At 67.8% G+C, this 12,129-nt stretch carries 7 protein-coding genes (1 of these 7 only partly in view); all 7 read right to left on the bottom strand.

Going from position 1 to position 12,129, the window contains the following annotated elements:
* Positions 1-5,282, bottom strand: the 5' end (the start) of a protein-coding gene (locus AB0L63_RS25880; RefSeq protein ID WP_364505539.1) for an alpha/beta hydrolase. It extends 20,533 nt beyond the left edge of the window; the window shows 5,282 of its 25,815 coding nt (coding positions 1-5,282); its start codon is at positions 5,280-5,282; the stop codon falls past the left edge of the window.
* Positions 5,279-6,973 carry a hypothetical protein gene (locus AB0L63_RS25885; RefSeq protein ID WP_364505541.1) on the bottom strand — a complete coding sequence of 565 codons (1,695 nt, stop codon included), beginning with the start codon at positions 6,971-6,973 and terminating at the stop codon, positions 5,279-5,281. The genes AB0L63_RS25880 and AB0L63_RS25885 overlap by 4 nt, the downstream gene beginning before the upstream one ends.
* Before the next feature lie 106 nt (positions 6,974-7,079).
* A complete protein-coding gene (locus tag AB0L63_RS25890; protein WP_364505543.1) occupies positions 7,080-7,499 on the bottom strand; it encodes a YbaB/EbfC family nucleoid-associated protein in 420 nt (139 codons plus the stop codon).
* A 22-nt stretch (positions 7,500-7,521) separates the two neighbouring features.
* Positions 7,522-8,907, bottom strand: coding sequence for a hypothetical protein (locus tag AB0L63_RS25895; protein ID WP_364505545.1), 1,386 nt, complete (start codon positions 8,905-8,907; stop codon positions 7,522-7,524).
* A gap of 82 nt (positions 8,908-8,989) precedes the next feature.
* The gene (gndA, locus tag AB0L63_RS25900; RefSeq protein ID WP_364505547.1) at positions 8,990-10,435 is read right to left on the bottom strand and encodes an NADP-dependent phosphogluconate dehydrogenase; all 1,446 of its coding nucleotides are present in this window, start codon (positions 10,433-10,435) and stop codon (positions 8,990-8,992) included.
* A gap of 182 nt (positions 10,436-10,617) precedes the next feature.
* Positions 10,618-11,466 (bottom strand): tryptophan 2,3-dioxygenase family protein, encoded by an 849-nt coding sequence (locus tag AB0L63_RS25905; RefSeq protein WP_364505549.1) that lies wholly within the window; start codon positions 11,464-11,466, stop codon positions 10,618-10,620.
* A 53-nt stretch (positions 11,467-11,519) separates the two neighbouring features.
* The gene (locus tag AB0L63_RS25910) at positions 11,520-12,026 is read right to left on the bottom strand and encodes a hypothetical protein (protein WP_364505551.1); all 507 of its coding nucleotides are present in this window, start codon (positions 12,024-12,026) and stop codon (positions 11,520-11,522) included.
* Positions 12,027-12,129: the final 103 nt, after the last annotated feature.

Here is a 12,129-nt window from a genome sequence, read left to right on the forward strand (position 1 = left end):
ACACCGATGGGTTGATCTGGTGCGGGGGTGCCGAGCTTTCGGCGTTTCGGCTGAGCGGCTGGTGGTGGGACAGGTACCGGTGGTGTCTGTGGCTGTGGTGGCTGGGGTCGTTCCGGCGGGTTTTTCGGCTTGCCGCGTCGGCGCTTGTTGGGGTCGTCGGCCGAAGCCATCGGGACGGGGCGTGCCGCTACCACTGGTTCCGGCAGTGGGCCGGCGAGGGTGATGGGTGGGGTGCCGCCGCGGGTGGGTTGGACGGTGGGGTCGGGGATGTATTGGGTGCTGTCGCGGTTGAGTTGCGGGGCGGCGGTGGGATCTGTTGGGGCGCCGGGGGTTTCCGGATTGGGCGGCGTGGCGTAACGGGCGGGTGGGGTGAGTTCGGTGGGGCGGTCGGCGGGTGTGGCGGGCAGGTGTGGTGCGGGGGTGTTCGCGTGGCGGGGTAGGGGTGGTTCGGAGTCGTGGACGCGCGGCTTCTGCTCGTCGTCTTCGGCGGGTGCCCCGGGGACGGCAGTGTCGGGGATGGGGACTTGTGGTCGATCGGTCAGGGGGATAGCGGGGCCGGTCTTCGGCACAGCTTGGGTTGACGGGCGCGGGATGACCGGGATGGCGTTGGGGGGTGGGCCGTCCGGTGCGTCGGGTTGTCCGGGGAATTTGTAGGTGGTGCCCGGTGGTTTGGTGTATTCGTCGGGTGCGTTGTTCGGATACTCGTCTATCTGTGGTTGTACGGGGACGTAGCTGGGCATCGGGGGTGTGACGATGGTGCCGATGCGGTCGGGGAATTCCTCCGGGTCGCTGTGGGTTTGGTCGTTGTCGGTGGGCTGCCCACCGGACATCGCGGGCGGTGGGGTCGGGGAGCCTGCAGTCGTATCGGGATTCGACGGTCCACTACCGCTCGGCGGCATGGCAGCGACCAGGGCTGCCGGTGGGATCGTCTGTGCTGCAAGGTCGTTCGTGTCCACGCCGTGGGGTGGTGCGGTGGCGTGGGAGTGCTGTGGCGAGTCGGCTTGTGCGCCTTGCGGTGCGACCGTGGGGCGGGGGGCGTTGGCCTGTGTGGCCGGTCGTTCGGCGATTGGAGTTGCCGCTGCGGCGGAGTCGTCGAAAACCAGCTCGGAGGGGGCGGACGGTAGTTCGCTGGGCTCGGGGCCGGTCCCGGGTGGGACGAGTGGTTCCGCCGCAAGTTCGGTCCCGGTGGTAGTGATGCCGAGGTCGGTGGTCGTGTCGGTATCGGGGGTGCTTGTTGTGAGCACCGATTCCGGTGTGGTGTGGGGTTGGCCTTCGGCGGGGATGGTTCCCGCGAGGCCCGGCTGCTGAGTATCGGGTCGGCGGCTGTGGAATTCGGTGGTGCCGGGGCGGTTGGTCGATGACGGGCTTGCCGGTGTGGTGATGGGATCGGTCGGCGCGGGTGCGTAGGTGCCCTGGGTGAGTTGTTCCAGGGCTTCGTCCCAAGCGCTCCAGCCGTAACTGGGTTCGGGTGCGTTTCCGGGGGCGGTTGTTGGTTGCGTGACGTCCGTGAGTAATTGGGCGCCGCTGTCGTCGTCGGGGCGGCCGAGTTCGTGGAAGATGGCGCGGCCGATCTCTTCGATCTCGGCGATGGTCTCTTCATGCGGCCGCAGTGCGTGCCCGTCGCGGGTGGTGCGTTGGTCGGCCGATTCGGGTTCCGCCGGGAGCAGGAGTCCATCGAGCCAGCTGTCGTCGAGTTCGGTGGTGGTTGCCGCGAGAGGGCGGACCTGTGTGTCCGTGGTTCGGGTGGGGAGGGTGGCCGTAGCCAGGCCGCCGCCCGTCAGCATCATCTCGGCGAGGTTGCGGCCGCGTTGTTCGGTATAGGTGAGAGCGGGCATGGTGAGTGCACCACTCCCGGAGGCGCTGGCGAAGGTGATGGCCAGGTCGCGTCCGGTTGTCCGTGCCGACTGTGTGGTGACCTTCGTGCGGGCCGGTGGTGTGGCTGGTCGGCTGGGCTTTGGCTTCGGTTGCGGGGTTGGCACCGGTATCGGCGCAGGCGGTTTCGGCGTCGGCTGTCGTGCTTCGGGTGGTGGCGTGTTGGGTTTGCGTTTGCGCTTTTTGGGCTCTGCTGAGGCCGAGGCCATGGGGACCGGGCGTGCCGGCACCACCGATTGCGGTAGGGGTCCGGCGAGGGTGGTGGCTGGGGTGCCGCCGCGGGTGGGTTGGATGGTGGGGTCGGGGATGTATTGGGTGCTGTCGCGGTGCAGTTGCGGGGTGACGGTGGGATCCGTTGGTGCGCCTGGTGTTTCGGGGTCCGGTGTGGTGGCGTAGTGGGAGGGGGGATTCAGTTCGGTGGGGCGGTCGGCGGGGGTGGCGGGTAGGTGTGGTGCGGGGGTGTTCGCGTGTCGGGGCAGGGGTGGTTCGGAGTCGTGGACGCGTGGTTTCTGTCGGTCGTCTTCGGCGGGTGCGCCGGGGACGGCGTGGTCCGGGATCGGGACCTGCGGTCGGTCGGTCAGAGGTATAGCTGGGCCGGTTTCCGGCACCGCGGGGGTGGTCGGGTGCGGGACGATCTGAATCGCGTTGGGCGGTGGGCCGTCCGGTGCGTCGGGTTGTCCGGGGAATTTGTAGGTGGTGCCCGGTGGTTTGGTGTATTCGTCGGGTGCGTTGTTCGGATACTCGTCTATCTGTGGTTGTACGGGGACGTAGCTGGGCATCGGGGGTGTGACGATGGTGCCGATGCGGTCGGGGAATTCCTCCGGATCGCTGTGGGTTTGGTCGTTGTCGGCGGGCTGCCCGCCCGACATTGCGGGCGGGGATGCCGAGTGTTCTGTGGTGGTATCGGGATTCGACGGCCCATGCCCAGCCAGTGCCGCGGCTCCGGCCAGCGCTGTGGGTGGGATCGCTTGGGCTGCAAGGTTGTTTGCGGGTGCGCCGGATGTCGGTGTGCCGGTGTGCGTCTGCTGTGGTGAGTTGGCTTGTGCGCCTTGCGGGTTGGCTTGATAGTGCGGTGAATTGGCTTGTGCGGCAGGTGGTGTGGGCTGGGGTTGGGGTGTGTTGCTTTGTCCGGCGTGTGGTGTGGCTTGGGGTTGGGGTGTGTTGCTTTGTCCGGCGTGTGGTGTGGCCTGGGGCTGGGGTGTGTTGCCTTGTCCGGCTTGCGGCGTGGCCTGGGGCTGGGGTGCGTTGGCTTGTCCGGCCTGCGGGCTGGCGTGGGGTGTGTTGGCCCCAGGTGGGGGAGCGGGTGTCGCCGGTGCGCCGCCGGGGCCAGGTGTCGCACCCGCATGCGCGGTTGGGCTCTTCGCCTCCGTCGGGGTGGGTGACGGCGGCGAGCCGGACCCGCTGCCGGGCACGGGTTCGGCCGATGTGGTGGCGGCAACGTGTGGCGTCGCCGTGGGGGAGTTACCGCCCGGTTTGACCGGTTCGTTGGGAACCAGCTCGTAGTCGAAGAAGTCGAGGTCGAGGAGGATCGCCTCGTCGGAGTCGGGCGGCAGCTCGCCCGGCCCGTGCCCGGACTTGGGCGAACCTGGGCCCGGACCGCCTCCGGTCGGCGAATCTCCGTGTGCGACAGGTGGTCCCGCCATGACACCCGGCCCATTGCCGCCTCCGGCGCCGCCCAGATCTTTGGCGGAAGCGACGTGGGTGTTGGTTTCCACATGGCTGTTCGCACTCATGGTCAGCACCGATCCAGGCGTGGCGTTGGGCTGGCCCTCGGCGGCGAGGACGGTTCCGGCCAGACCCATCTGCGGAGACTCGGGTTGGCCCCTGTGGAATTGGGCGGTGCCCGGACCTCCGGTCGACGACGAGCTTCCCGGCGTGGCCACGGACTCGGTCGGCGCGGTTCCGTAGCCTCCCTCGACGAGTAGTTCCAGGCCGCGATTCCAATCCCAGGAAGGCAAGCCGTGGCCGGATTCGGATTTGCTTCCGGGGGAGGTTGGCGACGCGGGTGGAGGCTGCTTCGTGCCCGGTGGTGATGGGTCGGTGTCGGAGTGCGGTGAGGTACCGCCCTCGTCGAGCTTGCGGAATTGCTCCTCGTATAGCTCGCCGATCTCGTCGATGGTCTCCTTGTGGTGCCGAGTTGCGCTACCGTCAGCGGTTTCACGGACCGGCAGGCCGTCGCGTGAGCCGTTGTCCCGGGATCCGCCGGTCTCGGGGATGGGCTCCTCGCGTGTCCGGGGTGGGTCGGCGCTGCCGTGCGGTCTGGCTGAGTCGGGCGTGGATCGGACCGGCAGGCCCTCGTGCCGGCCGTCGTCTCGAGATCCGCCGGTCTCGGGGATGGTTTCCTCGCGTGTCCGGGGTGGGTCGGCGCTGCCGTGCGGCCTGGCCGAGTCGGCCGCGGATCGGACCGGCAGGCCGTCGTTGTGACTGCCTCGGGTTCCGCCGGTCTCGGGGACGGTCGCCTCTGGGGGCCGGGCGGCGGTCATGCCCCGGGTGGCGCGCACCGCCGCGCCGAAACCGCTGACCGCGCCACTGGTGGCGCCCATCAGCATCATCTGGGCGAGATTCAGTTTGGTGTGGGTGAGTACGGACATGGTCACCGCACCGGCGGCCCCACCCGCGGCTCCGCCGGTGGCGCTGGCGAGCACGACGGCCACGGCGCGTCCTGTCCTGCGTCCCGCCTGTGTCGCGGCGTTGGCCCCGATGCGGGTGAGTGCGGGCAGCACGGCACGGGTGGCAAGGGAGCCTGCCAGGCCACCGGCGCCACCCGCGGCCGTCGCCACCCACACCTTGCCCCAATCCATGCGGGTGCGGCGCCCGGGTTTGCCGTGGCCCTGGACGATCTGGGCATATTGCGCACCGGCGACCACGCCGCCCATGGAGACCGCGCCCATGATGGTCGCGCGAATGGCGAGCGCCATGTGGGGGTATCGCCCCGCGAACGCGGCGATGCGTTGGAACATGAAGGTGAGGGTGTCGCGGCGCGCGGCGGTGGCGGCGACATCGGCGGCGATGCGGTCGCTGGCGGCTTTCATCGGTACGGCGGCATCGATGAGCAGGTTGGCGAGCAGGACCGCCCCGATCCCGATGACGATGTACTGCTCGAGTTCGATCGAATTGGCCGAGTCGTAGAGCAGGGTGGCCATGCCGTCGGCGAATTCGATTTGATTGCGCGTGTTGGCGATCTCGGTCTTCAGCTGTCGCTGGATCGCATCGGCGGCCTCGCCCTCGATTGCCGCAGGCACGTCGCGCGCGAGTCGTTCGAGGTGCTGCAGTGTGACTTTGAGACGTTCGGCCGAGCGTGCCCACGCGTCGGCCGCGGCGCGGATGTCACCGGGTTTACCGACCGGAAAGTGGCCGATCACCCAGCGCGTCAGCCAGTCCGGGAAGTGCGGTGGGATAGTGACACTCACCGGGGCCCCGACCGACCTCTTGCCCCCTCCACCAGCAACCGATACAGCACCCGCGCCGGACCACACGCGTCCTCGCCACGCAACTCCACCTCGGCGAATGCCGCGACCAACGCCGCGTGCGGCTGGAACCGACCGTTGACGATGCTGTTGCCGCCCAACTGGTCTCGCCACCGCCGGTAGCCGCCGACGATGCGGGCCAGGGTGTCTCCGGCGTCCCACGGGCCGCTGATGCGCCGATACTCGGTGATCAGGGACCGCTGCGCCAGCCGACGGACGGGCGGACCCGCCTGCGCGGCCAAGATCCGGCCGAGGTCGGCGACGATCGTCGAATACATCGGCCGCTCCTCGGATCCGGCTACAGAGTTCCCGGATTGTATTGCGGCGTAGACTTTTTCGCTGAACTGGGCCGGATTCGCGACGACGGCGCGGTCGAGCAGGATCCACGGTCCGGTGCTCGCCGATTCCGACTCGTCATCGCTTCGATTCCCGGTTACCTGGGAGATCCGGTCGCCGAGTTGGGTGATCTCGATCCCGCCGAGGTCGACGAACGGATATTTGCCGAGAATGTCGTCGATGGCCGCGGCCAGTTGGGCGACCATCTCCGGTCCGATACCCGAGGTGTCGAAGCCGACGATCCGCAGTTCGTGCCGATCGGCGAGTTCCCTGGCCGCCGCCAGTGCCGCCGCATCGGTCGGTACTCGGATATCCGCCGCCGCGGCCGATTCGCGCTTCTTCTTGCGGGGCTTGTCGTCTCGCTTCGGCTTGGTGGGCTGCGCCGGGCCCACGCCGGTCGGCGAGGGCGCGAAGACCTGTCCCGGTGGGCGAACGCCGGTACGGGCACCCGACCAGGGGGTGCCCGACGGTATCGAAGGAAACGCCGTCCCCGGCGTTCGCGACCACGGTGTGCCCGTAGGTTTCTCGGCCACCGCGGGATCACCGGTCCGGGCCGGCGTCGCCGCGGCGGGCGATGTCGCGCCTGGCACGGCTGGGATCGAATCAGCCGCGACCGGCTGTGACGCGGCGTTTTCATTGCCCGCGGCCGAGTTTTCCGCGGTGGGCTGCTGCGCGGCGCCCGGTGGGATCGGCGGTGTGCTCGAATCCGGGTATACGGGCTGCGGACCGGCGGACATGGGTGTGCTGATCGGGTTGTAGCCGGTGGGCCCCGATTGCGGGTAGGCGCTCGGGGTGACGTTCGGCTGGTAGGTGCTCGGGGTAGCGTTCGGCTGGGCGGATGTGTTGGGGGTCGAACCGCGCGGCTGTGTCGGCGTCGCGTTCGGGTTGTTCGAGTCCGATCCGGAACCGGTTGTGGGCGAACTGGTTCGGGGTGTGTTGGTACGGGGCCACGCCGAATCCGGCACGACGGACACCGGCTGTTTCGAGCCGGTGTTGCGGATCTGTCGGCTGCCTTCCTGGTCCTGGTCGTGCAGTGCGTCGCCGACCTCGCCGACGCCCTTGCTCAACCCACGCAGATTGTCGACCAGATTCTGGTTCCCCTCGAGTCCCTTCTTCGCCTGTGGCTCATAGGTGTCGCCGACCATTCGCCCCGGCTCGTCGTCACCCCATGGCTTGCCCTCGCGGGCCAGGGCGTTCTTCAGCTCGGCCAGATCTTGGTGCGCGGATTCGGCGACTGCGGCGAGTTCGGTGATGAAGGCATGGAGACGGTCCGGATCGATATGCAACGAATGGCCCATACCCGGTCACCCTTCAACCCTCACCAGCGAAACCGAGGAGGCGATTGCCTGGCGAAGAATCTTACTGCGAACCTACCTATGCCCATCGTTGGGAATAGGTAGGACGCTATTCCTCGCGCCGTTCGACTGCGCTGGGCTCGCGCAGGCTCGGTGCGCCGAGCACCAGATCGGGCAGGTCGGGCATGGCGTGGATGGCCGCGGCGATCGGGGCCAGCATTTGCGTGGTCTGTTCCCGCACGCGACGGGCGGCCTCGCGCCCGGCCTCGGTGACCGATCGGCCCAGCTGTGCGGCGGTACTATGCGCGGCGTCCGCGGTGAACCGCACGTCGATGAGGACGCCGGACCTGTCGACCGTCACCTCCACCAGACCGTCCGCCGAGGTGGCGGTGGCCCGTGCGATGTCCAACTTCCGCTCGACCTCAGCCCGGCTGGCGTGTTGCTCGGCGAGTGCGTCGAGAATGTCTTCGACCTGATTGCGGATCCCGAAGTTGGCCGAGCGCAATCCTTCTTGCTCCCAACGGTCCATGACTACCTTCCTTCGGTCCGGATCAGCCGTGGCGTTCGGCGTATCGGCGTTCGAAGTCGGCGATGTAGCTCGGCGGATCGATGGACGACGAAGACTGCTCCAGCAGACCGTCATCGCCGAGATAGAAGATCGCCCGATCGGTCGCGACCATCCCGGCGGGCACCGGCACATGCACCATCCAGCCGACGCTGAACCGTTTGGCGACCAACTGGTCGAGCGGATATCCCGTGGTGTCCAGTACGCGCCCGGTGATGTAATCGCGCACCCGGGAGATCGCCTCCTCGGCGGGCATCGGTTCCGGCGTCGGCCGTGCCAATCCGGCCAGCGAGTATTGGTAGAGCGCGCCGTCGATGTCGAACCGGTCGTCCGCGCCGAACACCTCGACCAGTTCCTGCCGCGTGACCCGGCCGACCTCGGCCGCGGCCAGCAGCGCGGCAATCGCTTCGCGCGCACTTGGATTCGGCTCCGCGCCGAGCAGACCAGCGACGATCCCCAGCACCGTTTCCCTGGTCCAGACCCCGGGCACCGCGACGGCACAATCCTCCGCCGACGGTGAAGCCCCGCGATACCAGCGCCCGGCTTCCCACCAGTAGCAGAACGACAGCAGACCCGATGCGGCGCGCGGGTCGAGCACCGGATCGGCCACCCAATCCGGTGCGCCGGCATAGAGATCCGGCATCGGCTCGCCGCCGTTGTAGACCGCGTCCAGGGTGGGGGCATTCCACACCCCGCCCGAGAGCACCGCGCGCCCGGTCGGGAGCGCATGCAGCGTCGACCCGTCCAACGCCGCGCCTTCGAACACCCCCGTCCACGGCTCCATGCGCGGACCGTGCTCGGACCGGGCGGCGACGAACGCGGCGGCGATCGTCGCCCAGCGTGCCCACATGTGCGGGAACGGGGGAAATTCGTACTCCGCCAGCCTCGCCCACACCTGGCGGGATCGATCGCCACGCGCTTGGGCGGCGGCCTGTTGCGGAGTGCGCCGCTGGCGGTCGTCGTGGCCGATGTAGGCGCCCAACCACACCGGTATCTCGGCGCGCGGATACGCCTCGAGGTCGGCGCGGTACGCCTCAGGAGCGAACAGCTGCCCAGGTGGGAACGGCTGCTCGCCGTAGTCGTAATCGATGTCGATCGCGCCGGAGTCGGCCAGTACGACCAGCATCCGCCACCACGGTCCGCCATTGGTTCGGGCGGCGAGCGCCCGTAGCTCACGGACCAGGGCGAGGACCGACTCCGGTGGCGATAGCGGAACCACCTGGTCGCCGACGGAGTACGCGAGCTGCCCGACCTCACCCGCCACCGTGACCGCGAATACCGCGTCCGCCTGCTGCCAGCCCGTCGGTGCGAGCGCTTTCAGCGCATCGACCAGCCGCTGCTCGGCGGCTGGTTCGCGTGGTTCGTCCGCCAAACAGTCCTCCTCAGTCGAGCGCGGGGCACCTCGAGCCGGTGCCCCATTGTCGAGCCTTCCCAGAGCTGGGACGGCACTCGAGTCAGTCGGCCGAAACCTCGCTGCGATCGCCGCTCCACAGCGTGTGGTACTTGCCCGGCGCATCGATGCGCTCGTAGGTGTGCGCGCCGAAAAAGTCGCGCTGGCCCTGGGTGAGTGCGGCGGGCAGGCGTTCGGCGCGCAGAGCGTCGTAATACGAGAGCGAGGATGCGAACGCGGGCACCGGAATGCCGAGCAGGGTGGCGGTGGCGACCACGCGGCGCCAGCTGTCGATGGCCGTCTCGATCGCCTCGCGGAAGTATGGCGCGAGGATCAGGCTCGGCAGTTCCGGATTCTGTTCGTAGGCCTCCTTGATGCGGTTCAGGAACCGGGCCCGGATGATGCAGCCGCCGCGCCAGATGGTGGCGAGATCGCCGGGACGCAGGTCCCAGTTGTATTCGGCGCTGCCGGCGGCGATCTGATCGAAGCCCTGGGCGTATGCAACGATCTTCGACGCATAGAGCGCCTGGCGAATGTCCTCGGTGAATTGGGCAATGTCGGTGGGCTTTTCGCCGAGCTTGCCGGCGGCGAGACCAACCGCGGCCCGACGCTGCGCACGCGAACCCGACAGTGCCCGCGCGAAGACGGCCTCGGCGATACCGGTGACCGGGATGCCCAGATCGAGTGCGGACTTCACGGTCCAGCGCCCGGTGCCCTTCTGCTCGGCCGCGTCGACGATGACATCCACCAGCGGCTGACCCGTCTTCGCGTCGACCTGCGCGAGCACCTCGGCGGTGATCTCGACGAGGTAGCTCTCCAGTTCGCCGGAGTTCCACCGCGTGAACACATCGGCGATCTGCTCGGCGCCGAGGCCGAGCGCATCGCGGAACAGGTGGTAGGCCTCGCCGATCAACTGCATATCAGCGTATTCGATGCCGTTGTGCACCATCTTGACGAAGTGTCCGGAGCCGTCGGGGCCGATATGCGTGCAGCACGGTGTGCCGTCCACCTGCGCCGCAATGGATTCCAGCAGCGGTCCGAGGGATTCGTAGGACTCCTTGGGGCCGCCCGGCATGATCGCCGGACCGTTGAGCGCGCCCTCCTCACCACCGGAGATGCCCGCGCCGACGAAGTTCAACCCGCGCGCCTTCATGGCGGCCTCGCGGCGAATGGTGTCGGTGTAGAGCGCGTTGCCGCCGTCGATGATGATGTCGCCGGGCTCCATCGCATCGGCGAGTTCCTCGATGACGGCATCCGTCGGATCGCCCGCCTTGACCATGATCAGCACCCGGCGCGGCTTCTCCAGCGCCGCGACGAACTCCTCGATCGTTTCGGTGCGCACGAAGTTGCCGTCGCCACCGTGTTCGGCAAGCAGTGCGTCGGTCTTGGCGATACTGCGGTTGTGCAGTGCCACCGTGTAGCCGTGCTTGGCGAAGTTCCGGGCGATATTGCTACCCATGACCGCCAGGCCGGTAACCCCGATCTGTGCGGATGCTGTCGCGGACGCCATGTATCAGCTCTCTCCGTTCGGTGTCGTCACCTACCGCAAGCAGCCTACAGTCGTCGAGTACTGCACCTGCGAGCACGGCTGTCGGTCAGTGGTCGTCGCGTGACGGGCATTCCTGTAAGCGAAGCGAATGGTCGTTGGCATCGCGCGTCGAGCAGGCGTCCGGCTCCGATCGCGATTCGGCGTCAGTGTCCGGTCCAGGTGCGGACGGCGAACAGTTCCGGGAAGTAGGTGTGCTCTAGTGCGCGTTGCAGGAATGCGGCGCCGCTGGATCCGCCTGTCCCGCTTCGCCTTCCGATGACGCGCAGCACCGTGCGCAGGTGCCGGAACCGCCACAGCTGGAAGTTCTCCTCCAGGTCGACCAGCTCCTCGAATGTCTCGTATACCGACCAATGTTCTTCTGGCGCTCGGTAAATCGACTGCACCAGGGCGAGCAATTCGGCGTCGAGCGTGTGCGCCACGGTGACATCCCGTTCCAGCGTCGAGCGCGGCACAGCGAGCCCGGTGCGGGCCAGGTGATGCCAGAATGCGTCGTAGAGGGTCGGTTCGCGATAGAGCGTGGCCAGCACTTCGTGCGCCGAGGGATCGGATTCGAACACCCGAAGTACGGCCGCGTTCTTATTGCCGAGAATGAATTCGATGGCGCGGTACTGGTAGGACTGGAACCCGGAGGAGTTCCCCAGAAAATCGCGGAACTGCGCGTACTCGGTGGGCGTCAGCGTGGCGAGCACGGACCACTGCTCGGTCAGCGTCTGCTGGATATGTTTCACCCGCGCGATGCATTTGAGCGCGACGCCGAGCTCGTCGGCATCGAAAGCCGCACGTGCGGCCCGTAATTCGTGCAGCACCAGCTTCAGCCACAGCTCGGTGGTCTGGTGCTGAATGATGAACAGCAGCTCATCATGCTGCTCGGGTCGGCTGACCGGATGCTGCGCGCTCAGCAAGGTGTCGAGATCGAGGTACGCGCCGTAACTCATGCGAGAGCTGAAATCGGTGACGATATTGCGGTCGAGTTCGTCGCGTCGGCTGGTCATCACCGTTCTCCTGTGGCCCCCCGACTCACCGTATTACGTGAATGTGATGCTCGCTAGGGTTGTGTCATATGCCGATCGGGCGCGACGGCATTCGTGGTGCCGAGGCTGGCCAGCAGACGCAGGTTGTCATGGGATTCGCTACCGGGTTCGGCGGACAGGACGACAAGTTCGGTGCCGGTTTCCTCCGGCAAGGCGAAGTTTTCCTGGTGCAGGTCCAGGGTGCCGACCAGGGGATGGATGAAGGCCTTGCGGCCATGAGTTCGGCAGCGGACGTCGGCGCGCGCCCACAGCTTGCGGAAACGGTTGCTGTGCACGGCGAGTTCACCGATCAGGGCCGACAGTTTCGGATCGTCGGGATACTTGCCCGCCGCGAGGCGCAGGTGGCCGACGATATCGCGGGTGCAGACCTCCCATTCGGCGTAGAGCGAGTGCGCGCCGCCATCGTCCAAGAAGATGTGGCGGGCGATATTGAGGCCCTTCATCGGGCTGTGTCCGTAGAGCAGTTCCGCGAGCGGGTTGCCCGCCCCGGAATGGATCGCGCCGAGATCGGCTAGGGCCATGCCGATTTCGCTCGCGAAGCCGCGCTCCTAGTTGTCGAAGCGCGGCGAAGGCGCGGTGTGCGCCCTGATCGACTTTTGCGCCCTCGAAACCGTGTGTGAATCG

Origin of the sequence: Nocardia sp. NPDC051990 (assembly GCF_040680755.1) — a bacterium.
Classification (GTDB): domain Bacteria; phylum Actinomycetota; class Actinomycetes; order Mycobacteriales; family Mycobacteriaceae; genus Nocardia.